Origin of the sequence: Halomonas jincaotanensis, from assembly GCF_018448785.1 — a bacterium.
Classification (GTDB): domain Bacteria; phylum Pseudomonadota; class Gammaproteobacteria; order Pseudomonadales; family Halomonadaceae; genus Halomonas; species Halomonas jincaotanensis.
On the sequence record NZ_JAHCLU010000009.1, the window covers coordinates 18,066 to 42,149 of the forward strand.

The window sequence follows — 24,084 nt, forward strand, 5'->3', positions numbered from 1 at the left end:
GGAGTCCGAGGAGAACGCCGCCATGAACCAGCACGCTAACGTTCCGGTACTCACCGGCCCTGAACTGGAAGGGTTGGACCATTATGCCTCGGTGATGGATGTCTTCCACGCGTCGGTCGAGCGCTTTGGCAGCAAACCGGCCTTCAGTTGCATGGACCAGACGATCAGCTATGCCGAGCTCGACCGTCTCTCTGCGAACTTTGCCTCCTGGCTGCAACATGAGACCACATTGCAGCCGGGGGATCGCATCGCCATCCAGCTACCCAACGTTCTGCAGTTTCCGGTAGCGGTATTCGGCGCCCTGCGGGCCGGCCTGGTAGTGGTGAACACCAATCCGCTCTATACCGAGCGCGAAATGGCCCACCAGTTCAAGGATTCCGGCGCACGCGCGATCCTCATACTGGCGAATATGGCCGATAAGCTCGAGCGGATCGTCGAGCGTACCGAGATCGACCATGTAGTGATCACCGAGCTTGGCGACCTGCATCCCTTTGTGAAACGTCAACTGATCAATGCCGTCGTCAAGTACGTCAAGAAACTGGTGCCGGCTTACTCGTTGCCGGGTGCCACACCGTTTCGGACGACGCTCAAGCTCGGGGCTTCCAGAGAGCATCGCGAGGCGCACTGTCAGCCAGAGCAAGTCGCCGCCCTGCAGTACACCGGTGGCACCACCGGCCTTGCCAGGGGCACCATGCTTACTCACCGCAATCTGGTGGCCAATATGCTCCAGGCGCGTCAGGCCATCGGCCCGGCCCTCACCGACGGGGCGGAAACGATCATCGCGCCGTTGCCGGTCTACCATATCTATACCTTCACGGTGAATTGCCTGTTCATGATGGAGACCGGCAATCATTCGGTGCTGATCACCAATCCCCGCGACCTGGAGGGCTTCGTCAAGCAACTCGGCAAGCTTCGTTTCACCGGTTTCATCGGACTGAACACCCTGTTCAATGCGTTGTGCAACCGCGAAGATTTTCGTCGGCTCGACTTCTCGTCGCTTCGCCTCACCATTTCCGGCGGCATGGCATTGACCAAGGCGGTGGCGCAGCGCTGGGAGGACGTCACGGGCTGCGCCATTGCCGAGGGCTATGGGCTGACCGAGACCTCGCCCATCGTGAGCTTCAACCCCGTGGATGCCATTCAGCTCGGCACCATCGGCAAGCCGGTGGCGGGCACCTCGGTGAAAGCGGTGGACGCAGAAGGCCAGGATGTGGCGCTTGGTGAGCCCGGGGAGCTTTGCGTCAAGGGGCCGCAGGTGATGAAGGGTTACTGGAATCGCGACGACGAAACCGCTCAGGCCATCGATGCCGATGGCTGGTTTCGTACCGGCGACATCGCCGTGCTGCAGGAGGATGGCTATATCCGCATCGTCGATCGCAAGAAGGACATGATCCTGGTGTCGGGTTTCAACGTCTATCCCAATGAGATCGAGGACGTGATGGCGGCACACCCGGGGGTTTTGGAATCAGCGGCGGTCGGCGTTCCAGACGAGACGAATGGCGAGTCGATCAAGCTCTTCGTGGTGGCCAGAGACGAGACGCTGGATGCCGAGGCAGTCCGCGCCTGGTGCAAGAAGGAACTCGCCGGCTACAAGGTGCCGAAGCTCATCGAGTTTCGAAGTGAGCTGCCTAAAACCAACGTGGGCAAGGTCCTGCGTCGGCAGTTACGGGACGAGTCCTCGGGTGACGCCGTTAGCTGAACAGGGATCGCAATAGTCTGTCTTATTGGCGGCTATCATAAGTATCAATGACGGTGATTAGGCGCCGAGCGCTCGGCGGCGCTACAATACACCGCCCATTCTGGGATACCGGAATGGGTTGTTGGGTTTTCATGTTGGCTTTCGCTAGTCCTTTTTATCCCCTCTATTGTTTCACCCAATACGGAGTCCTCGAGCCTGACGTGTCGACCGCCACCCGATCGCCAGAACATCCCCGCCTTTCCGATGCCGACGTGCTTCAGACGCTGCGCCTGGAGCTAGACGGCACCATGTTGCGTGACCGCACGACGCTCGAGAAGCGCCTGCGAGGTCTTTCACGGCGCCTGAAGGAAGGCAAGCCGGTGGATAAAGGTCTTGCTCAGCTCAGCGAGGCATTTCAGCGCTCGCGAGATACTGCGGCGCGGCGCGCGGCCATCCGGGTGACCCTTGCGTATCCCGAGGCGTTGCCGGTGGCCGAGCGCCGCGCCGACATTCTCGATGCACTACGTGACCATCAGGTAGTCGTGGTAGCGGGGGAGACCGGCTCGGGCAAGACGACGCAGTTACCCAAGTTGTGTCTGGAGCTGGGTCTGGGGCGTCGCGGGCTGATCGGTCACACCCAGCCGCGCCGCCTGGCGGCGCGCTCGGTGGCCACCCGGCTGGCCGAGGAAATGCAGGTTCCCCTGGGCGGCCAGGTGGGCTATCAGGTGCGCTTCACCGACCAGACCGGCGACGACACCCTGGTCAAGCTGATGACCGACGGCATCCTGCTGGCCGAGACCCGCCATGATCCGGATCTGACCCGCTACGACACGATCATCATCGACGAGGCCCACGAACGCAGCCTTAACATCGACTTCCTGCTCGGCTATCTCAAGCGGCTGACGGCACGCCGCCCCGACCTCAAGGTGATCATCACCTCGGCGACCATCGATGTGGAACGCTTCGCCGCGCATTTCGCTCTGCCAGGGCCGGATGGCACGCCGCGCCCGGCGCCGGTGGTGGAGGTCTCCGGGCGCACCTATCCGGTCGAGACGCGCTATCGGCCCCTGGTGCGGGAGGCCGATGACGAGGAGGACCGCACACTCCAGGAGGGCATTCTCCAGTCGGTGGAGGAGGTCGAGGCCATCGAGCGCGAGAAGCGCTGGTTCCATGGGCCCCGCGACATCCTGATATTCCTGCCGGGGGAGCGGGAGATACGCGAGGCCGCCGATACCCTGCGTCGTGCCGACCTCAAGGGCACCGAGATCCTGCCGCTCTATGCCCGGCTCTCCAACGCCGAGCAGAACCGCGTCTTCGCGCCGCACGCCGGACGGCGCATCGTTCTGTCCACCAACGTGGCCGAGACCTCGTTGACGGTGCCGGGGATCCGCTACGTGATCGACCCCGGTCTGGTTCGCATCAGCCGCTACAGCTACAAGACCAAGATCCAGCGCCTCCCGGTGGAACCGATCAGCCAGGCCAGCGCCGACCAGCGCAAGGGCCGCTGTGGCCGGGTGGCCGAGGGCGTGTGTATCCGCCTCTATGACGAAGAGGATTTTCTTTCCCGGCCCGAATTCACCGACCCGGAGATCCGCCGCACCAACCTGGCCTCGGTGATACTGTCGATGCTGTCACTGCTGTCGTTGAAACCCGATGACATCTCGGCGTTTCCCTTCGTCGACCCGCCGGACTCACGCTTCGTTACCGACGGCTTTCGCCTGCTGTTCGAACTCGGGGCGGTGGATGCGGACAATCGCCTGACGCCCACCGGACGCAAGCTGGCAAGACTTCCCATCGATCCCCGGCTGGCGCGGATGGTGCTCGCTGGCGCCGACCAGGGCGGGCTTCGCGAGGTATTGATCGTCGTCTCGGCGCTGGCGGTTCAGGACCCGCGCGATCGACCCTCCGACAAGCGGGAGGCGGCCGACAAGGCCCACCGGCGCTGGCATGACCCGGACTCCGACTTCGTGGCGCTGCTCAATCTCTGGAACGGCTTTGAGGCCGCCCGCGAGGAGCTTTCCGGCAATCGGCTGCGCCGCTGGTGCAAGGATCATTATCTCAACTACCTGCGCCTGCGCGAGTGGCACGACACCTTCCGCCAGCTACGCCAGCTGCTGCGCGACATGGAGATCGTGGTGCCGCCGCCGTCGCCCTCCTCGTGGCCGGGCGATGGCGAGCAAGATGCATCGGCCCTTGCCACGCTGCGCCGCGAGAACGCGGTACAGCTCCACAAGGCGCTGCTCACCGGGCTACTCTCGCACCTGGGGACCCTGCTCGAGAACCGTGAATACCTGGGCGCGCGTAACCGCAAGTTCGTTATCCACCCGGGCTCGGGGCTGGCCAGGAAAGCACCGAAATGGCTAATGGCCGTCGAGCTGGTGGAAACCTCCAAGCTCTTCGCCCGCACGGTGGCCAGGATCGATCCGTCGTGGATCGAGCCGATCGCCGGGCATCTGGTGAAACGCACCTACGCCGAGCCGCATTGGGAGATGAAGCGCGCCCAGGTGGTGGCGAGTGAACAGGTCACGCTGTTCGGCCTGCCGATCGTCGCCGGGCGCAAGGTGCATTACGGCCCCATCGCGCCGCAGGAGTCGCGGGAGATGTTTATCCGCCGGGCGCTGGTCGAGGGCGAATTCCGTACCCAGGGCGAGTTTTTCGCGCACAACCGCGCGCTTATCGAGGAGGTCGAGGATCTCGAGGACCGTGCCCGCAAGCGCGACATCCTGGTCGATGAAGATACCCTCTTCGCCTTCTACGACGAGCGCATCCCCGAGGACATCGTCAACGGCAAGGGCTTCGAGGCGTGGCGGCGCAAGGCCGAGCGCGAGAACCCCGACATCCTCAAGTTCGACCGGGCGGCACTGCTGGCCCGCGAGGCGGGGGAGATCACCGAAACCGACTACCCCGATGAGCTCAACCTCAACGGGGTGCGTTATCCGCTCAGCTATCACTTCGAGCTCGGCGCCAGCGATGACGGCGTGACGCTCACCGTGCCCGCGACGATGCTGCCCCAGCTGCCGCTGGCGCGCCTGGAATGGCTGGTGCCGGGGTTGTTGCGCGAGAAGTGCATTGCGCTGATGAAGTCGTTGCCCAAGGCGATTCGTCGCCAGGTCGTGCCGATTCCCGACTGGGTCGATGCTGCGCTCGAGGCCATGACGCCCGACGACGTGCCGCTCACCGAGGCGCTCGGCGAGTTCCTGCGGCGTCGCACCGGGGTACGCCTGCATCCCGACGACTGGCGCCTCGACCAGCTCGAACCGCATCTGGTGATGAACCTGCGCGTGGTGGACCATCAGGGCAAGACGCTGGGGCAGGGACGCGACGTCCGCGAACTGGAACGTCAGTTCGAACAGGCGGCGGGCGAGGGCGCACGCGCCCTGGCGCAGGAGGCCAGTGGCGCGAGCGAGATCGCTACCCTGCCCGAGACGCCACTACCTGAATCCCGCGTGACGACTCAGGCCGGTATCCGCGTGGAAGCCTTTCCGGCACTGGTGCCTGCTGGTGAGGCCTTCCGTGTCGAGCTCTTCGACCACCCCGACAAGGCGCGCGAGGCGCATCGCCAGGGCGTGGTGCGCGCCGCGATGGTGCAGCAGAGCGACCAGGTTCGCGCCATCGAACGCCTCGCGGGGCTATCGACCTGCGCCTTGTTGTTCGCCAAGGTAGGCAGCAAGCGCCAGCTCGTCGAGGACGTGGTGGACGCGGTGTTTCGTCAGGTCGTGGCCGTGGACCCTCTGCCGCGTTCCCGTGTCGAACTGGAGCGTCGCCTCGCCGATACCCGTGGCGAATTGCGGCCGCATGCCGAGTCTCTGGTCACCCATCTCGAGGCCGCGCTCAAGGGCCACCTGGCGGTGACCAAGGCGCTGAAGGGCAACATGAACCTGGCGCTTGCGCTGGTGTACAGTGATCTCAAGGCCCAGATGCAGCGCCTGGTGTATCCCGGTTTCGTCGCGCATGCCGGAGAATGGCTGGAGGAATACCCGCGCTACATGCAGGCGGCGCTGATCCGCCTGGAGAAGGCCCCCCGTGAGCGCATGCGCGATCAGATGCACATGCAGGAGATCCAGGCGCTGGAAGCGCGCCTCGACGCACGGCGCGCCAGCGAGCGGCGCGGCGACGTGGAGGACCCGGTGCTGGTCGAGTTCGGCTGGTGGATTCAGGAACTGCGCGTTTCTCTGTTCGCCCAACAGTTGGGCACGCGCATGCCGGTATCCACCAAGCGGTTGGAAAAACACTGGGCGGACATCACGAGGAGAGCAGCATGATCAAGGTAGCCATCACCGGGACGGGACTGTTCACGCCCGAACATGCCATCGACAATGACACCCTGGTTGCCTCGTTCAATGCCTGGGCCGAGGCCGAAGATGCACGCCACGGCGAGGCCATAGCCGCCGGCGAGCGGGAAGCCATCGCGCCCTCCAGTACGGACTTCATCGTCAAGGCCTCGGGCATCCATAGTCGTTACGTGCTCGATGCCGAAGGCATTCTCGACCCAGAGCGCATGCGTCCACGCCTTCCGCAGCGCCGCAATGACGAGCCTTCCCTTCAGTGCGAGATGGGCCTGAAGGCTGCGTCACAGGCCCTTGATGCCGCCGGGGTGAAAGCGAACGACATCGAGCTGGTGATTGTTGGCTGTTCGAACCTCGAGCGTGCCTATCCGGCGGTGGCCGTCGAGCTGCAGGCGGCGCTGGGTGCCGCAGGCTACGCCTTCGACATGAATGTCGCCTGCTCCTCGGCGACCTTCGCCATCGACGCCGCGGCCAATGCCATTCGCTGTGGCGGCGTGAAACGGGCCTTGGTGGTCAGCCCGGAAATCTGCTCGGCGCACCTGAATTTTCGCGACCGCGACAGTCATTTCATCTTCGGCGATGCCTGTACCGCCGTGGTGCTGGAAAACGCCGCCGTTGCGACCGCCGAGAGCCGCTTCGAGATCCTCGGTACCCGCCTGGTGACCCGCTTCTCCAATGCCATTCGCAATAACGCCGGTTTCCTGGGCCGGGTCACCGACACCGACCCACTGGCAACTGACAAGCTGTTCGTGCAGGAAGGCCGGCGCGTCTTCAAGGAGGTCTGCCCGCTGGTGGCGTCATTGATCGACGAGCACCTGGCGAGCCTGGAACTGCAAGGGGCGGACCTGTCGCGGTTGTGGCTGCACCAGGCCAATCGCCACATGAACGATCTGATCGCGCGACGCGTGCTGGGGACGGACCCTCCTCCCGACAAGGCGCCGATCATTCTCGACCGCTACGCCAACACCAGTTCGGCGGGGTCGATCATCGCCCTGCATCTACATCGACACGACCTGAGCCCCGGCGCCCTAGGGGTGGTCTGTTCCTTCGGCGCGGGCTACAGTGCCGGCAGCGTTGTGCTGCGTCGCCAATGAGCATCATGATTTCGATCCGCAGTCAGGAAAACCCATGAAACATCGTCTCCTACGAATCACCGTGCCGGGTGTGCTGGCCCTGTCATTATTGAGCGGTTGTGCCACAAGCGGGCAGGCGCAAGAACGCCATCCCGATGACCCTTGGGAAGGCTTCAACCGCAAGGTGTTCGTGTTCAACGACACCCTGGACCGCTACGCCCTCAAGCCGTTGGCCCAGGGCTATCGTTTCATCACCCCCGCTCCCGTCGAGACCGGGGTTGGCAACTTCTTTTCCAATCTCGGCGAGATTCGCACCGCGTTCAACAGCGTGCTGCAGGGCAAGCCGGGCAACGCCGGCATCGCCACCTCGCGGTTTCTGATCAACAGCACCGTGGGTATCGGCGGGTTGTGGGACTTCGCGACCCGCATGGATATCTCCGGGCGCGATGAGGATTTCGGGCAGACCCTGGGAACCTGGGGACTCGATTCGGGCCCTTATCTGGTATTGCCGCTGCTGGGCCCGAGTACGGTTCGCGACGCGGCGGGCCTGCCGGTCGACATGTATACCTATCCGCTTACCTACGTGGACGACGAATCGGTGCGCCTCGCCCTGACGGCACTGCGGGTCATCGATGCCCGCGCCGGCCTGCTGGATCAGGAGGCGTTGATTCGCGGCGATCGCTACAGCTTCATACGCGATACCTGGCTGCAGCAACGTCGTTTCGAAGTCAGCGACGGCGAACAGGGCGATGATCCCTTCGCCGGCGAAGAATTCGATTTCGATGATGCCTTCGACGAATGAGGCCATGACGGGATGCAGCCTTCCAAACAGCTGATCGGCGTAATTGATGTTCCCGGCGAGGAGAGGGACGCGTTAGCTGAGATCATCGCTAGAGACGGCCTTGCCGTGTTCGCCGCTGACAACGTCGAGGGCCTGCCGGCGGAAACCGCTCTGGTGGTAGCGCACGTCAGGGCAGTTCCGAGCCGTGACTGGGCATCCTTGACTCCTCGCCTGCCGACACTCGTCGTCAGCGATGATCGACTCGACGCCGACCTTCTGAAGGCTGTGGATGCTGGCCTGGTGGATTACATCGTCGAGCCCTTGCGTCATGGCCACCTGTTGCGACGCATGATTCGCAAGGCCATCGAGTTGCATGAGCTGGCCCAGGAGCGGGCGCGTGATCGGGAGCGCCTGGCCGAGCTCAACGATAACCTGGAAACTCACCTGGCCATGCTGCGCCTCGATCAGCAGGCCGGTGGCCAAATACAACGCAAGCTGCTGCCGCCGCGACCGCAGACCGTGGGACAGATCACCTGCGACTATTGGTTGGCCCCCTCGTTGTATCTTTCCGGTGACTTTCTGGACTTCCAGCGCTTCAACGAGCGTTATACGCTTTTCTATTTTGCCGATGTGTCGGGGCATGGCGCTTCGTCAGCGTTCGTGACCGTACTACTGAAGTACCTCTCCAATCGATGGCAGAACGAATGGGATGGTAGCCGTCCCGAAGCGCTGGCACCACACTGGCTGGGGGAGCTCAACCGGGAGCTGCTCGATGCCGGTATCGGCAAGCATGCCACCCTTTTCGTCGGGGTGATTGACCAGCAGCGTCGCTATCTTCACTATTCGCTTGGTGCTCAGCTGCCCATGCCGATGATGGCGGCCAACGCTACGGTTTATTCACTGCCAGGTGAGGGAATGCCGGTAGGATTATTCCCCGGCGTTACCTACCCTCAACTGGGGTGTGAGCTGCCAGAGAACTTTCGTCTTTGGTTGTGTTCGGACGGAATATTGGAATGCTTGCCGGGTAAGACGCTCAACAAGCGCCTCAAGGAGCTTGAGGACCGGGTTCTCGGCAGTGACACGCTGGAGGATCTGCGCAGCAGTCTGTTTCTCGAGAATCTCTCTGATGACGATGAAAGTGTCGCCGAGAGTGGCCCGGGGCATGAAAAACTCCCCGACGATCTGACGATCATGATGTTAAGCGGGTTTGGCGATGCAAATTCATGAAGGTCGCATAAAAGCAGCGTTCGATTCTGGCGTCTTCGTGCTTCGGCTCTGCGGAGACGTGCGCTTGACCCTGTCTGCCACGCTGGACAGTCAGGCCAAACGACTCGCCGAGGTGCAGGGCCTCAAGGCGGTAATGATCGACTTACGCAAGACCACCAATGTGGATTCCACCGCCCTTGGCTTTCTCGCCAAGGTGGCCATGGCGGTGCAGGGTAGGCTGGAACAGCCGCCGACAATCGTAGCCGATAACCCCGATGTCCAGCGTATGCTGGATGTGATGGGGTTTTCCCGCTATTTCACGTTGGTAGAAGCGCCGATCACCGAGCCCAGCGAATTGAGCGTGTTGGATGAGATGCCGGCCGACGAGGATGGGCTTCGTCAGCGCATCCTGGAGGCCCACCGTATCCTCATGCGCATGAGCGAGCACAACCGCGAAGAATTTCAGCCGTTGGTCGAAATGCTCGAGTCCCAGGAAGCAGCCTCTCCTCCACGCTGAAGGCCCACCGCGCTGAAGGCACGCTTCATTGAAGAGGAGAAGCAGCACCCGCTTCATTCCTTGCGTAGCGTGCCCAAAAGGGCTTCCAATTTGCGCTGATCCACCATGAACTTACGGATGCCTTCGGCCAGTTTTTCGGTGGCCATGGCATTCTCGTTCATTGCCCAGCGAAAATCCTCTTCATCCTGGGGCTCTGGCGCGCTCGTCTCGGCGTCGAGCGGTGCCAGCTGACGCGTCAGTGGCGCGCGAGTCTCTGCCAGCTTATTTAGCAGTTTGGGCGAAATGGTCAGGCGATCGCATCCGGCCAGCGCCACAATTTCGCCAGCGTTACGAAAGCTCGCCCCCATGACGATGGTCTGGTAGCCGTGCCCCTTGTAGTGTTCGTAGATGGCTTTTACCGACTGCACCCCTGGATCTTGATCGTCGCTGAAGTCGGCTTCAGGATCTCGGGACTTGTGCCAGTCGAGGATACGCCCGACGAACGGCGATACCAGGGTCACCCCGGCATCTGCGCAGGCGCGCGCCTGCGCCATGCCGAACAGCAGGGTAAGATTGGAGTTGATTCCCTCGCGTTCGAGCTGGCGGGCGGCGCGGATGCCTTCCCAGGTGGAGGCGACCTTGATCAGGATACGCTCTGGCGCGACACCGTGGCGGGCATAACGCTCGATCAACGAGTGCGCGCGCGCCAAGGTCGCTTCCGTGTCGAAGGAGAGCCGAGCACTGACTTCGGTTGAGACGTAGCCCGGCACCAATGCACTGATCTCGCTGCCGATCTCCACTGCGACGGCATCCAAAGCATCGTCGATGTCGGCGGCTTGACGGGCGATCTCGGCGAGGCGTTGGCGCCGTGCGGCCTGCTGGGCAGCCTGTAGAATCAGCGAGGGGTTGGTCGTGGCATCGGTGGGCTGGAATCGACGGATTGCCTCAATGTCGCCGGTGTCGGCTACCACCGTGGTCATCTGCTTGAGTTGGGACAGCAGGTCGTCTTCCATGAAAAGGCTCTTCTCGTTGTAGGGAAGGACCGATGGTAGCAAGGGCGGATCACGGCCGATAGCGCCGACAGGCGAGGGTGGATGGGGTATGATTAGCGGCCTATCTAAAATTCCCTGTCATGACGCTTGCAGAGGAGGTTTTTTTGCCCCTGAACGCCCGCCGCGTCGCGTTGCTGGTGGCGGCCAATACGGCGCTTGCCCCTTTTGCCATCGATGCCTATCTGCCCGCCATGGCATCGCTGGCGGAGAGTATCGGTGCCAGCGTGCATCACACCGAGCTTTCGATCAGTGTGTTCCTAGTAGGCTTCGCTCTCGGCCAACTGACCGGCGGCCCCCTGTCGGACCGTGTGGGACGCAAGCCGGTTTTGCTTGTCGGGCTGGGGTTCTTCTTGGTGGTTAGCCTGGCGATTACCCAGGTGACGAGCTTGCATCAGCTCTGGACCTGGCGATTCCTGCAGGGCTTGGGCGGCGGCGCCTGTGTGGTCAATTCGGCCGCCATCGTGCGTGACTGCTTCAGGGGACGCGAAGCGGCCAAGGTGATGTCGACGATGGCGATGATCATGATGCTCGCCCCCTTGGTGGCGCCGGCCGTGGGCAGTGGCTTGCTCTACCTCGCCGACTGGTGGCTCATCTTCGTCTTCCTCGCCGTCTATGCGGCCTTCCTGTTGTGGCTGATGGGCACCCAGTTGCCCGAGACCCGGCCTGTCGATTCCCCCGTCGCGTCACCACGCCAGATCCTGCGCAACTATGCCAGCGTGCTTAAACACCGTGAGGCAATGGGGTATATCTGTGCAGTGGCATCGGCCTTCGCCGGCATGTTCGCCTTCGTGACGGCCTCGCCGTTTCTCTATCTGGAGTACTACGGCTTGTCGCCCGCCGTCTATCCACTCGTATTCGGCGGCAATGTGGTGGTAATGGCCGCGTCCAACCGTTTGAACATTCGTTTGCTACGCCGCCGCAGCCCCCAGCAGAACATGCGGCTGGGCCTCGCCGTGCAGTGTCTTGCCGCGCTTTGCCTGGTGGGCCTGGTAGCCACTGGACAGGACACCCTTGTCACGGTGGTGCCCTTGATCATGCTGTTCATGGGCGTGATCGGGCTTATCGCCCCCAATGCCATCTCGTCAGTGCTTGAGCACTTCAGCCACATGAGCGCCACGGCAACAGCTTTGCTCGGTAGCATACAGTTCAGTTGTGGTGCCCTGGCGGGCGTGGTGGTCGGCGCCTTCGAGATCGACAATGCTTGGCCGATGGTGCTGACCATGCTGGCGACGGCGCTGGTGGGTAATATCGGCCTGCGTTGGTTGTCGGGGCGGGCGACGACCGACTGACACTGGGCGATCGTCGGGTGAAACCCACATTTCGTTTTGCCTGTCATGAAGCTGTCACTTTCCTGCGGCAATGTGTGCCTTGCAAAGGCCAGACACCTTTCATCGACAGGAGTAACTCGCATGAACCGTATCCTCAATAGCCGTACTTTCAAGACCACGGCCATTGCCGCCGCCGTGATTGGCGTCGTCGGCGTTGCCCAGGCCCGCGAGCAGATCCGTATCGTTGGCTCCAGCACTGTTTACCCGTTCGCCAGCTATGTGACCGAGGAGTTCGGCGCCGTTACCCAGAACCCGACGCCGGTCATCGAGTCCACCGGCTCAGGCGGCGGGATTCGCCTGTTCTGTAACGGGGTTGGCGAAGGCACACCGGACATCTCCAATGCCTCGCGTCGCATCAAGGCGTCCGAGTTCGAGCGCTGTGAAGAAAACGGCGTGACCGATGTGACCGAAGTCAAGATCGGCTCCGACGGTATCGTGTTTGCACAGTCCAGCGAGAACGAGGCAATGGACCTCACCCTCGAGCAGCTCTTCCTGGCCGTGGCCGCCCAGGTGCCGGTCGATGGCGAGCTGGTCGACAACCCCTATACCAACTGGAGCGACATCGACTCCTCCCTCCCGGATCGCGAGATCTCCATCTACGGCCCGCCCACCACTTCCGGTACGCGTGATGCCTTCGAAGAACTAGCCATGGAAGTCCCTTCCGAGGAAATGGAGGTCTACGGCGGCGAAGGCTACACTGACATTCGTTCCGACGGCGTCTACATCGATGCGGGCGAGAACGACAACCTGATCGTCCAGCGACTCAGCGAAGACATCGATGCCTTCGGCATCTTCGGCTATTCCTTCCTGGTCGAGAACCCCGATACGCTGGTTGCCTCCAGCATCGGCGGCGTCGAGCCAGAGTCCGAGGCCATCAGTGCCGGTGAGTACCCGATTGCCCGCTCGCTGTGGTTCTACGTCAAGAATCAGCACGCTGAAGAAGTGCCGCCGCTGTACGACTATGTCGACATGTTCGTCTCCGAGACCATGATCGGCGAGGGTGGGTACCTGATGGATCTCGGCCTGATCCCGCTGCCCGAAGCCGAGCGTGAGCAGACCCGCGAGAAGGTCGCCGATCGTGCCAAACTGCAGCTTTCCGATCTGCAGTAAGTATGACATGACGGGCACGGATGCCTGATTCGGCCGGTAGCTTCGGGGTTGCCGGCCGAATCACGTTCCGACAGCTTGGCTGTCGTCGACATTCATCGAGAGAGATCTATGCAGACCAATCAACTGATCGCACTATTCAGCGGCAGCGTGCTGCTGCTGGGTCTGGTAGCCTTCTTCCTGGGTCGTGCCAAGGCAGCGCGCGTGCGTGCCGAAGGCACCGCGATGTTTGCCCAGCCTGATCAGTACGCCTGGTTCGCCGTGCTGGCCACGGCCGGCCCGGCGCTGGTGGTCAGCGCGGCCGGGGCCTTCCTGATGTTGCTGCTGGGGGCCGAGATTCCCACGCCGTTTCTGTTGGCCGCGAGCCTGGTGGTCGCCGCGGTGGGCTTGATGCTCGGTATGATGCAGGTGCGCCCCGACTTCCATGCCCGCCAGGCCATCGAACGCGTGATCCGTTGGGTCCTGGTCGGTGCGGCGATGATCTCGATCTTGACCACCTTCGGGATCCTCATTTCCATCGTCTTCGAGGCCGTGCGCTTCTTCCAGATACACAGCTTCTGGGAGTTCATTACCGGTACCGTCTGGAGTCCTGGCGACAGTTTCCTGGCCGCCGCAGGCCGCGGCGACGAGAGCAGCGGTGGCGGGGCGAGCTTCGGTTCGGTTCCATTGTTCGCCGGTACCTTCATGATCACCGGCATCGCCATGCTGGTGGCGATCCCCATCGGCCTGCTGTCGGCCATCTACATGTCGGAGTTCGCGCCCTCTAGCGTTCGCACCCTGGCCAAGCCGACCCTGGAGGTGCTGGCTGGCATCCCCACCGTGGTCTATGGCTTCTTCGCTGCAATCACCGTGGCGCCGATCATCGTCGACGTGGCGGGCTTCATTGGTCTCGATGCGTCGTACAACAACGCCGTGGCGCCGGGTGTGGTCATGGGCATCATGATCATCCCCTTTATCTCGTCGCTTTCTGATGATGTGATCAATTCGGTGCCCGACAGCATGCGTCAGGGCTCGCTGGCGCTGGGGATGACCAAGAGCGAGACGATTCGTGACGTGGTGATTCCGGCGGCATTGCCGGGCATCATCTCCGCCTCGCTGCTGGCGGTCTCGCGCGCGCTGGGCGAGACCATGATCGTCGTGATGGCGGCCGGCATGCGCCCCAACCTGACCGCCAACCCCTTGGAGGACATGACCACCGTCACGGTGCGCATCGTGGCCGCCTTGACCGGTGATCTCGAGTTCGAGAGCGCCGAGACGCTCTCGGCCTTCGCGCTGGGGCTGGTGCTGTTCACCATCACGCTGAGTCTCAATCTGGTGTCGGTCATCATGATTCGTCGCTTTCGCGATAAATATCGCGTCAATAACCTGTAACACCGAGGAACCCGCAGATGAGTCACTCCTTCGACGACATCAGCGCCCAACTCAAGGGCCGTCATCGCAAGTCGGCACGGCTGAAGTGGATCTCCATGGGGTCGCTGGGGTTGGCCGGTCTTTTCCTGCTGCTGTTTTTTGCCGACATGCTCAACAGGGGGTTGCCGGCGTTTCAGCAGGCCTATGTGCAGGTTGAGCTCAACTACAACGAGGACGCCCAGCGAATGGGACGCGCGGCGATGGATCCCGAGATCGCGCCCTTGGTCAGCCGCAGCTTCGAGCGCCTGATTCCGGGCATGATCCGCGATAACCCCGATCTGCTGGGTACCACCGAGCAGCGTTGGGTGCTGGCCAACAGCGAGGTGGACCAGTACCTCAAGGGGCACCGCAACTCGCTGAATGAGGCCGAACAAGCCGCCATCGAGGCGCTTGTCGACAGTGGCCAAGTGGCGCTGAAGTTCAACACCACCTTCTTTACCAATGGCGATTCCAAAATGGCGGAGCGTGCGGGCATCCTGTCCGCGGTAGTGGGTACCGTCCTGACCATGTTGGTCACGCTGGCGATCGCCTTCCCGATCGGGGTGATGACGGCGCTCTATCTTGAGGAATTTGCCCCGGACAACCGCCTGACGCAGCTCATCGAGATCAACATCAATAACCTGGCGGCGATACCCTCGATCCTGTTCGGCCTGCTGGGCCTGGCGATCTTTATCAACTTCTTCGGCGTGCCACGCTCATCGCCATTGGTTGGCGGCATGACGCTGGCCCTGATGACCCTGCCGGTGATCATCATCGCCACGCGCACGGCATTGCGTAGTGTCCCCGACTCCATTCGCCACGCGGCCTTTGGTGTGGGTTGCTCGCGCTGGCAGGTGGTGCGTGACCATGTGCTGCCGCTGGCCATGCCGGGCATCATGACCGGGTCGATCATCGGCCTGGCCCAGGCCATGGGCGAAACCGCACCGCTGATCATCGTCGGCATGGTGGCCTTCATTCCAGACGTGGGCGTTTCCTTCACCAATGCCGCCACGGTGATGCCGGCGCAAATCTTCACCTGGGCGGGCGAGCCTGAGCAAGCCTTCGTCGAGAAGACCGCCGGCGGCATCCTGGTGCTGCTGTCGATCCTGATCTTCCTCAATGCCACGGCGGTGATACTACGCAAGAAATTCGAGCGTCGCTGGTAGCCACCGCACCGAAACAGGATATCCTTAGATGAACATGCACATTGCCGAGCGGAGTTCCGCCCCGATGTCACCTCAAGAAAGCTCGGGTCAAGAAACCGGCCAGCCGGTGACTCGCAATCCGAATGCCGGCCATGACCTTAGCATCCGCATCCGTGACCTCAGCCTCTGGTATGGCAATACAAAGGCGCTGGATAATCTCAATATCGATATCTACCAGAAGAACGTGACGGCCTTGATCGGGCCTTCCGGCTGTGGCAAGTCGACCTTCCTGCGCTGTCTCAACCGCATGAACGACCTGATTCCCGGCGTGCGCCTCGAAGGGCTGGTCGAGATGGATGGTCGCGATGTCAATGCCGCCAAGATGGACGAAGTGGCGCTGCGCCGTCGGGTAGGGATGGTCTTCCAGAAGCCCAATCCTTTCCCCAAGTCGATCTTCGAGAATGTCGCCTACGCACCGCGCATGCACGACCTGGTCAGCCGCAAGGCCGAGCAGGAGGAGCTCGTAGAGCATGCCCTGCGTGAGGCTGGCCTCTGGAACGAGGTCAAGGACAAGCTGCAACAGCCGGGCACGTCGCTTTCCGGTGGTCAGCAGCAGCGTCTGTGTATCGCGCGGGCTATCGCCGTGCAGCCTGATGTCATCCTGATGGACGAACCGACCTCGGCGCTTGACCCGATCTCCACCGCGACCATCGAAGACCTGATGGACAAGCTCAAGAAGCAGTTCACCATCATCACCGTGACGCATAACATGCAGCAGGCCGCCCGCGTGGCCGACTACACGGCATTTTTCCATCTAGGCGAGATCATTGAATACAACGACACCAATACGATGTTCGCCAACCCGCATACCAAGAAGGCCGAGGATTACATCACCGGACGCTATGGCTGAGGTGTATTGCCAAGCAACTGACCGACGGGGAAGCCAGTGCTTCCCCGTCGTCCTGTTTGGGGCTGTCACAAGTTTGACATCTCTATCTTGTATATATGACATTCCATATATTGAGGAGCCGATGCCATGGCCAAGCAACGAGTCCTTTTCCTCTGCAATGCCAATTCCGCTCGCTCGCTGATGGGAGAAGCGCTGCTTCGCCATATGGCGGGTGACCGTTATGACGCCTTCAGCGCCGGTAGTGAACCGGACCAGCCGCATGCCTTGACTCTGGAGGCGCTGGACAAGCACGGCATCCCCAGCAAGGGATTGGCCAGCAAATCCTTGGATGACTTCGCCGGGGAACATTTCGATGCCGTCGTCGTACTCTGCGACAAGGCACAGCAGTCCTGCCGTGAATGGCAAGGCAGCAGCGACGAACACCTGTATTGGGACATCCGCGACCCGCGCCTGATCGACCGCGCTAATGCCTATGAACTGGCACTGACAGAAATTCGCCATCGCCTCTCACTGTGGCTTCAGCTCAAGGCGCGTGACGACATTCCGCGGTAGTCGCAACGTCATCATATCGCTCGCGCCACTAACCCTACGCCACTCATTTTGTGCCAGTAGGCCAACCAAGAGGGCACTCATGACACTACGTATCGGTATCAACGGTTTCGGTCGCATAGGGCGGCTGACGCTACGCTGCCTCTGGCCATGGGTCGAGTCGGGCGAGGTCGAGGTGATACGTATCAACGACCCTGGTGGTGATGCCGCTACCTTCGCCCACCTTGCGGAGTTCGATTCGGTGCACGGTCGCTGGTCGCCGGGAGCGGGTATCTCGGGGGACGATGACACCATCGTCATCGATGATCGTGCCATCGCTTTCAGTGCCGATCGTGGCTTTGGCGAGAGTGACTGGTCGGGGTGCGATGTGCTGGTCGAAGCCTCGGGCATTGCCAAGAAGAGCGTCCAGCTGGCCCCCTATTTCGACCAGGGTGTGGCCCGCGTGGTGGTCACGGCACCAATCAAGGACGACGATGCCCTCAACGTGGTCATGGGGGTCAACGATGACAAGTACGATCCCGAGGCGCATCGTATCGTCACCGCGGCGAGCTGCACCACCAATTGCCTGGCCCCGGCGGTCAAGGTGATCCACGAGACCTTCGGCATCCGCCATGGCTCGATGACCACGGTGCACGACATCACCAACACCCAGACGATCCTGGATGCTCCGAGCGCTCCACAAAAGCCGGACCTGCGCCGTTCACGGGCCTGCGGCATGAGCCTGATTCCGACCACCACCGGCTCGGCGAAGGCAATCACGGCGATCTTTCCCGAGCTGGCCGGCAAGCTGAATGGCCACGCCATCCGGGTGCCGCTGGCCAACGCTTCGCTCACCGATATGGTCTTCGAGCTCGAGCGAGAGGTCACGGTGGAGAAGGTCAATGCGGCGCTCAAGGCCGCCGCTGAGGGTGAACTGGCCGGCATCCTGGGCTATGAGGAGCGCCCTCTGGTATCCATCGACTATCGCACCGACCCACGCAGCGCGATTATCGATGCGCTCTCGACCATGGTAGTGAATGGCACCCAGCTCAAGCTCTACGCCTGGTACGACAACGAGTGGGGCTATGCCAATCGCACCGCCGAGCTGGCGCTTAAAGTAGGGGGCATGCAGGTGGCCCGTGGCTGAAGCGATGTCGCCCTTGACGAGGTTAAAACAGCTGCCTTTCGAGGTGCGCCAGTATCTGCTGATCACCGTCAACTACTGGGCCTTCACACTGACCGATGGCGCCCTGCGCATGTTGGTGGTGCTGCACTTCCACCAGCTCGGCTACACGCCGCTGGAAGTGGCCATGCTGTTCCTCTTCTACGAGGCGTTTGGCGTGGTCACCAATCTGGTAGGGGGGTGGTTGGGAGCCCGGCTGGGGCTCAACCGCACCATGAACGCCGGCCTGGCGTTGCAAATACTGGCCCTGGCGATGCTGATGGTGCCCGCGGCGGCGCTCACCGTGCCCTGGGTGATGGCCGCCCAGGCGCTTTCGGGCATCGCCAAGGACCTCAACAAGATGAGCGCCAAGAGTGCGGTCAAGGTGCTGTTGCCGAAGGACAGCGCCAGTGCCCAGAGCTCGCTCTACCGCTGGGTGGCCATTCTCACCGGCTCGAAGAACGCCCTCAAGGGTGCCGGCTTCTTCCTCGGCGGGGTCATGCTGACGCTGATCGGCTTCCGTGGCGCAATGGTGGTCATGGCGACATTGTTGGCCTTGGTGTTGGGCTTGTCGCTGTGGCGGCTGCGTGCCGACCTTGGCCGTCAAAAGCGCAAGCCGAAATTCTCCGAGGTGTTCTCCAAGTCGCGGGCCATCAATGTGCTATCGGCAGCGCGGCTGTGTCTCTTTGCCTCGCGGGATGTCTGGTTCGTGGTGGCGCTGCCGGTGTTTCTCTACGACCAGCACGGTTGGAGCCACTGGACGGTGGGTGGCCTGCTGGCGATCTGGGTGATCGGCTACGGTGGTGTCCAGACTCAGGCACCACGCCTGACCGGCCTGATCAAGGGTGGGGCGCGAGGCGTCACGGTGTGCTGGGCGCTGGCATTGGCCGGCCTGCCGGCGCTGCTGGCGTTATTGCCGCTGGCGGAGGTCGGCTGGCTGGTGGCTGGGCTGCTCGCCTTCGGTGTGCTGTTCGCCATCAACTCCAGCTGGCACAGCTATCTGATCGTCCATTTCGCCCGGGCTGATGGCGTGTCAATGGACGTCGGCTTCTACTATATGGCCAACGCTATGGGACGTCTGTTGGGGACCTTGTTGTCGGGTTGGCTCTACATGGCCCATGGGCTTGCCGCCTGCCTGGTAGTTTCCTCGTCGCTGGTAGCGGCCAGTGCCCTGTTGGCCTTGGCGTTGCCGCGGGAGCACACCTGAAACCGGTCGCTATCGGTGCGTGGCGCCTTCCCTTAGAATAGGATTGATAATCACCTGATATGGAGGCCGCCTTGGCGTTGTTGGAACCGGTTCGCGTGTTCAAATGTCTGGGAGACGAGACTCGTCTAATGCTGATGCTGATCATCCTGCGTGAGGGTGAGTTATGTGTCTGCGAACTGACCCATGCCCTCAACCAGTCCCAGCCCAAGGTGTCACGACATCTCGCTCAGCTTCGCCAGTGCGGCCTGCTTAACGACAGGCGCGAGGGTCAGTGGGTCTATTATGGGCTTCCGGCCGGTCTGCCCGACTGGGTGAACGAGACGCTAGAGGCGGCAACCAAGGGCGAGACGATACGCCTGGCGGCACTCAGCGGACGGCTCGCCGGCATGGGCAGTCGCCCCGAGCGACGCCTGGCGATGTGCTGAGCCACCCTGGAAGCCAGTCGCCCGGCCTTTTTCCACCTTCTCTCCATCGCCAACTTGCTTACCTTTCCGGCCCTCGACTAGCCTTGGATGGATCGTTGATGCCTTTCAGCAGTGGCGCCTGGGTCATCACTGGCTGAATCGCCGTGACCCCTGCCGGAGCTTTTTCAAGTGGAATTCAAGGACTACTATCAGATCCTCGGGGTAGCGAAAACCGCGACGACCGACGAGATCAAGAAGGCCTATCGCAAGCTAGCGCGCAAGTTTCATCCCGATGTCAGCAAGGAGCCCGATACAGAACAGCGCATGCAGGAGCTCAACGAGGCCAAGGCCGTATTGTCCGATCCCGAAAAGCGTCTCGCCTACGACCAGCTGGCTCAGCAATATCGATCGGGCCAGGATTTCCAGCCACCGCCTGACTGGGATGCCGGTTTCGAGTTCAGCGGGGGGGGCTTCGAAGAGGCTGACCTCGGCGAGTTCAGCGACTTCTTCGCCAACCTGTTCGGTCAGGGTTACCGATCAGGGCAAGGGAGACGCGGCTATCAGATGCGTGGCGAGGATCGTCATGCCAAGATCAATATCGATCTGGCGGATGCTTACCACGGTGCTACCCGGGCGATCACCCTGCAAGTACCGCAGGTCGACCCCCAAGGCCGTATTCACTCCCGGGAGCATACCCTGAGCGTTCGGATACCCAAGGGCGTCAAGGCGGGCCAGCATATTCGGCTATCGGGGCAGGGTAGTCCTGGTGTCGGGGGTGGTCCAGCGGGTGATCTGTTTCTCGAGATCCACTTCACGCCGGATTCGCGTTATCGGGTCGAGGGACGTGATGTGCATCAAACGGTACCGGTGACGCCGTGGGAAGCCGCCCTGGGAGCCAACATCGAGACGCCGACCCCCTCGGGAGTGGTGAAGGTGAAGGTGCCTGCCGGGTCGCAGGCCGGCCGCCGGTTGCGCCTTAAGGGTCGCGGTATTCCAGGGCCGGAGCCGGGTGATCTCTATGTGGAGCTCGAGGTGGTGCTGCCTCCGGCCGACACCGACAAGGCGCGGGAACTGTATGAGACCATGGCGCGGGAGCTCGCCTTCGATCCGCGCCAACGCAAGGGAGGCTAGGACATGGCGCAGCAACGTGTCGCCAGCGGCGAACTGATCGACGAGGCAGCCCTGACGCTTGACGAGCTTGCGCGAGCCTGTTCGGTCGAGACCGACTGGGTCGTCGAACGCATCGAGAGTGGCCTGCTGGCCGATGGCTCGTCTTATCTCGCGAGCTGGCGCTTCAGCAGCCGCGACCTGACCCGAGCACGGCGGATGTGTCAGCTGGAACGTGACTTCGAGGCCGCGCCTGAGCTCGCCGCCTTGGCGACCGACCTGATCGAGGAGAACCAGCGTCTCAAGGACCGCTTACGGGCTGCCGGGCTGAGCGAGGATTGAGTTTACCCATAGCGGATTCTCGCCGTGTCGGGGTCGAGTTGGGGGGGGACGGGCGGTAGACCTTATGCGGGTTTCATGAATAACGCCGCCGCTTGAACGATACATCACGCAGGTAGGCGGGATTTTCGCCAATGCGGCGGATATTGGCCCAGGTGCCCTTGTGAAAGTGAGAGGGTCCCGACGGCGGCACCGCTCCGGTCAGCTTGAGAAAGTGGCGTCGACTCAGTCGTGGCATGGTCCCGTACTTCAGCGTTGTTAGGTCAGTCAATGTGCCGCATTGCCCAGAGCCCGAGTATCGGTCCCGGCAGCAGCCACCACAGCACCCAAGCGCCTTGCCACTGCCAGAGCGTCGTGGTCAGTGAGATGGCGGGAATCGTCAGGGCGAAGCCGACAGCGTTCATCACCGCCAGGGTCGAGCCGATGCGTTCTCGCGGCGCCGTCTCGGCGGCCAGGGCCGAGAACTGCGGCGAATCGGCGATCACCGTCAGTCCCCAGAAGGCCAAGAGAACCAGCAGCAGAGTGGGCGGTGCCCAGGTCAACAGCGGGTAGGCCAGACAGGTCAGCCCCGAGGCGGCAAGCGCTCGTCGGGCGACATACAGGCTGCCCAGTTCGCGACTCAGGATTCCTCCGACTACGCAGCCGGCAAGTCCCAGGGCAATGATGCCGAACGACAGCCAGGAGATCAGCCCCGGCGCGGCCGTGAGCCGTTCGATCTCCCGAGCGACCAGGAAGGGCGTCAGGGTCCAGAAAGCATAGAGCTCCCAGCAGTGGCCGAAGTAGCCGCCGGCTACGGCGCGGAAGCGTGGCACGCGCAGGGCAGAGAGGCCTTCCTTGAGTCGGGCACGACCGCTGCTGGTGGGGAGATGGGGACCATCGCCCAGGGCAAGGATCATCCCGCCGCCCACCAGCGCCAGGCCCGAGGCGCCAAGCAGTGACCACTGCCAGGGCAGGCCCAGTGTGGAGCCCCTCAGCAGGTGCGGCAGGGCGGTACCCAGTGTCAGCATGCCGACCAGCCAGGATAGCGCCGCCCCGGTATACTTCGGCGTCCAGCCGATCACCAGCTTCATGCCCAGCGGGTAGATGCCGGCGAGGCAGAGCCCGGTCAGGAAGCGCAGCAGCAGGTCGAGGGGTGGGTGCGGCGCCGCCAGCACGAAACCCGCGTTGGTCAATGCCCCTGCCAGGCACGCGGCGGCAAAGATCCGGCTGGCGCGGAAGCGGTCGGCAAGTCCCGTGGCGGCGATGAACAGGGTGCCGACGATGAAGCCGGCCTGGACGGTCAGGGTCAGCCGGCCGAGGTCGGCCTCAGATAGCCCCAGGTCGCGGGACAGCGCCAGGCCCACGCCGTTGACGGAAAACCACAACGAGGTGCCAAAAAGCTGGGCGACAACGATGAGGAGAAGGGGATGGCGCTGCCATCGATGAAGCGTCATCCGGTTATCATCGGGCTCTGCCCGTCGTATGGCAAGCCGCCATCCTGACCCTGCTGCCGTTCAAGCCTTCAGCCACGACTCGATCTTGCCGCGATTCGGTACGCTGCCACTGTGGACAAGCTTGCCGTCGATAGCCACACCAGGCGTCGACATGACCTGGTAGCTCATGATGGCGGCCGGATCGGTTACCTTCTGGACCTCCACCTCGATGCCCAACTCGCCGGCCACCTCTTGGATCTGCTCGGCGGTGTTGACGCACTTCTTGCAGCCGGTGCCCAGAACTTCGATCTTTTTCATGATTGCGCTCCTTTCCGTTTAGTGAAAACCGCTGAACAGCCAGGGGCTCAGCAGGTTGATCAGCCAGCCAACGATCATAAAGTTGGCCAGCAGGATGACGAAGATGGTGGCCAGCAGGCGCCACTGCATGACCTGCTTGAGCATGATGAACTCGGGGAAGCTGGCCGCCACGGTGCTCATGCAGAACGCCAGGGTGGTGCCCACCGGCAGGCCCTTGAGAATCAGGCTCTCCATCACCGGGATGACGCCGGTGGCGTTGGAGTACAGGGGCAGACCGGCAAATACGGCCGTCGGGACGTTCCACCACTGGCCGCTGCCGAGGTTATCGGCGAACCAGCCGTCTGGCACGAAGCCGTGAAGGGCGGCGCCCAGGCCAACGCCGATGATCACCCACTTCCAGATCCGGCCGACGATCTCCTTGAGCTCGTCCCGGGCAAATTCGTGGCGGTCCTTCAAGGTGAGAACGGGCGCCTCGGGGGCGGGCTCGTCGCCGTGAGACGTCGAGGTGGCTTGTTGATAGGCCTTGGCGGCGAAATCCTTCAGCCAGCGCTCACCCTTGAGGACATCGAGTATCATGCCGCCGCCGATGCCTACCGCCATGCCGATGGCGATGTAGACCAGTGTGAATTCCCAGCCCAGCAGGCTCCACAGCATGATCACTGCCACCTCGTTGATGATCGGCGAGGTGAACAGGAAGGCCATGGTGATGCCCAGCGGAATCCCGGCGCTGGTGAAGCCCAGGAACAATGGGATGCTCGAGCAGGAGCAGAAGGGCGTGATGGCACCGAAGCCGGCGCCCAGGCCATAGCCGGCCAGGCGAGGTTTCTGTTGGATATAGTGACGCACCCGCTCCAGGTTCAGCGAGGCGCGCATCAGCGCGATCACGTAGATCACCACCACCAGCAACGCGAAGATCTTGGTGGTGTCCTCGACGAAGAAGTGTAGCGAGGTGCCAAGCTTGCTTTCGGGATCTAGGCCGGCCAGCCCATAGATCAGCCAGTCGGCCAGCCAGGTAAATACCTCCAGCATGTTCATGTCTCCTGTCTCTCATGAGTGTCTCAACTCAGAAGACGCAGGAGGAGGCAAAAGGATACTCAACCAAGCATCCTCAGTTCTTCGTCACTACATGTGGATTTGGCCTGATCCAGCATACGCC

At 62.4% G+C, this 24,084-nt stretch carries 22 protein-coding genes; 17 read left to right on the top strand and 5 right to left on the bottom strand.

Annotated elements, in window-relative coordinates; genetic code table 11:
• Positions 1–22: 22 nt before the first annotated feature.
• The 6 genes from KG088_RS09795 (at position 23) to KG088_RS09820 (ending at position 9,541) form a co-directional block, all read left to right on the top strand.
• Positions 23–1,699: an AMP-binding protein gene (locus KG088_RS09795; RefSeq protein WP_213825342.1), complete on the top strand. Its 1,677-nt coding sequence runs from the start codon at positions 23–25 to the stop codon at positions 1,697–1,699.
• Positions 1,700–1,899: 200 nt separating this feature from the next.
• On the top strand, positions 1,900–5,940 hold the full coding sequence (gene hrpA / locus KG088_RS09800; protein ID WP_319941414.1) for an ATP-dependent RNA helicase HrpA: 4,041 nt from the start codon (positions 1,900–1,902) through the stop codon (positions 5,938–5,940).
• Positions 5,937–7,058, top strand: coding sequence for a beta-ketoacyl-ACP synthase III (locus KG088_RS09805; protein ID WP_213825343.1), 1,122 nt, complete (start codon positions 5,937–5,939; stop codon positions 7,056–7,058). Before hrpA ends, KG088_RS09805 begins: the two co-directional genes overlap by 4 nt.
• Before the next feature lie 34 nt (positions 7,059–7,092).
• Positions 7,093–7,839, top strand: coding sequence for an MlaA family lipoprotein (locus KG088_RS09810; protein WP_213825344.1), 747 nt, complete (start codon positions 7,093–7,095; stop codon positions 7,837–7,839).
• Between the two features lie 12 nt (positions 7,840–7,851).
• Positions 7,852–9,045, top strand: a complete 1,194-nt coding sequence (locus tag KG088_RS09815; RefSeq protein WP_213825345.1) for a PP2C family protein-serine/threonine phosphatase — start codon at positions 7,852–7,854, stop codon at positions 9,043–9,045.
• Complete coding sequence (locus tag KG088_RS09820) at positions 9,032–9,541, top strand: STAS domain-containing protein (RefSeq protein WP_213825346.1); 510 nt, start codon at positions 9,032–9,034, stop codon at positions 9,539–9,541. Before KG088_RS09815 ends, KG088_RS09820 begins: the two co-directional genes overlap by 14 nt.
• 53 nt (positions 9,542–9,594) lie before the next feature.
• Here KG088_RS09820 and tal read toward each other — a convergent pair whose 3' ends face one another.
• A complete protein-coding gene (gene tal, locus KG088_RS09825; RefSeq protein ID WP_213825347.1) occupies positions 9,595–10,533 on the bottom strand; it encodes a transaldolase in 939 nt (312 codons plus the stop codon).
• Positions 10,534–10,676: 143 nt separating this feature from the next.
• On the opposite strand from tal, the gene KG088_RS09830 reads away from it, so the two are divergent.
• From KG088_RS09830 to KG088_RS09880, 11 genes are all read left to right on the top strand, one after another.
• On the top strand, positions 10,677–11,861 hold the full coding sequence (locus KG088_RS09830) for a Bcr/CflA family multidrug efflux MFS transporter (protein WP_213825348.1): 1,185 nt from the start codon (positions 10,677–10,679) through the stop codon (positions 11,859–11,861).
• Between the two features lie 120 nt (positions 11,862–11,981).
• Entirely contained in the window at positions 11,982–13,010 is a 1,029-nt protein-coding gene (locus KG088_RS09835; protein ID WP_213825349.1) for a substrate-binding domain-containing protein, read from the top strand.
• A 108-nt stretch (positions 13,011–13,118) separates the two neighbouring features.
• Complete coding sequence (gene pstC / locus KG088_RS09840; RefSeq protein WP_213825350.1) at positions 13,119–14,378, top strand: phosphate ABC transporter permease subunit PstC; 1,260 nt, start codon at positions 13,119–13,121, stop codon at positions 14,376–14,378.
• A 17-nt stretch (positions 14,379–14,395) separates the two neighbouring features.
• The gene (gene pstA, locus KG088_RS09845) at positions 14,396–15,562 is read left to right on the top strand and encodes a phosphate ABC transporter permease PstA (protein WP_213825351.1); all 1,167 of its coding nucleotides are present in this window, start codon (positions 14,396–14,398) and stop codon (positions 15,560–15,562) included.
• Between the two features lie 106 nt (positions 15,563–15,668).
• Positions 15,669–16,451: a phosphate ABC transporter ATP-binding protein PstB gene (gene pstB, locus KG088_RS09850; protein WP_213825492.1), complete on the top strand. Its 783-nt coding sequence runs from the start codon at positions 15,669–15,671 to the stop codon at positions 16,449–16,451.
• A 126-nt stretch (positions 16,452–16,577) separates the two neighbouring features.
• Positions 16,578–17,003, top strand: a complete 426-nt coding sequence (locus KG088_RS09855; RefSeq protein WP_213825352.1) for an arsenate reductase ArsC — start codon at positions 16,578–16,580, stop codon at positions 17,001–17,003.
• A gap of 79 nt (positions 17,004–17,082) precedes the next feature.
• Entirely contained in the window at positions 17,083–18,126 is a 1,044-nt protein-coding gene (locus KG088_RS09860; protein WP_213825353.1) for an ArsJ-associated glyceraldehyde-3-phosphate dehydrogenase, read from the top strand.
• 4 nt (positions 18,127–18,130) lie between these two features.
• On the top strand, positions 18,131–19,348 hold the full coding sequence (gene arsJ / locus KG088_RS09865) for an organoarsenical effux MFS transporter ArsJ (protein WP_213825354.1): 1,218 nt from the start codon (positions 18,131–18,133) through the stop codon (positions 19,346–19,348).
• Positions 19,349–19,407: 59 nt separating this feature from the next.
• Entirely contained in the window at positions 19,408–19,773 is a 366-nt protein-coding gene (locus KG088_RS09870; protein WP_213825355.1) for a metalloregulator ArsR/SmtB family transcription factor, read from the top strand.
• Between the two features lie 168 nt (positions 19,774–19,941).
• The gene (locus KG088_RS09875) at positions 19,942–20,883 is read left to right on the top strand and encodes a DnaJ C-terminal domain-containing protein (RefSeq protein WP_213825356.1); all 942 of its coding nucleotides are present in this window, start codon (positions 19,942–19,944) and stop codon (positions 20,881–20,883) included.
• 3 nt (positions 20,884–20,886) lie between these two features.
• A complete protein-coding gene (locus KG088_RS09880; protein ID WP_213825357.1) occupies positions 20,887–21,201 on the top strand; it encodes a chaperone modulator CbpM in 315 nt (104 codons plus the stop codon).
• Between the two features lie 73 nt (positions 21,202–21,274).
• Here KG088_RS09880 and KG088_RS09885 read toward each other — a convergent pair whose 3' ends face one another.
• The 4 genes from KG088_RS09885 to KG088_RS09900 are packed head-to-tail and all read right to left on the bottom strand — an operon-like array spanning position 21,275 to position 23,957.
• A complete protein-coding gene (locus KG088_RS09885) occupies positions 21,275–21,436 on the bottom strand; it encodes a hypothetical protein (RefSeq protein WP_213825358.1) in 162 nt (53 codons plus the stop codon).
• A 25-nt stretch (positions 21,437–21,461) separates the two neighbouring features.
• The gene (locus tag KG088_RS09890; protein ID WP_213825359.1) at positions 21,462–22,631 is read right to left on the bottom strand and encodes an MFS transporter; all 1,170 of its coding nucleotides are present in this window, start codon (positions 22,629–22,631) and stop codon (positions 21,462–21,464) included.
• A gap of 60 nt (positions 22,632–22,691) precedes the next feature.
• Entirely contained in the window at positions 22,692–22,928 is a 237-nt protein-coding gene (locus KG088_RS09895; protein WP_213825360.1) for a thioredoxin family protein, read from the bottom strand.
• Between the two features lie 18 nt (positions 22,929–22,946).
• Positions 22,947–23,957, bottom strand: a complete 1,011-nt coding sequence (locus KG088_RS09900; RefSeq protein ID WP_213825361.1) for a permease — start codon at positions 23,955–23,957, stop codon at positions 22,947–22,949.
• Between the last annotated feature and the right edge of the window lie 127 nt (positions 23,958–24,084).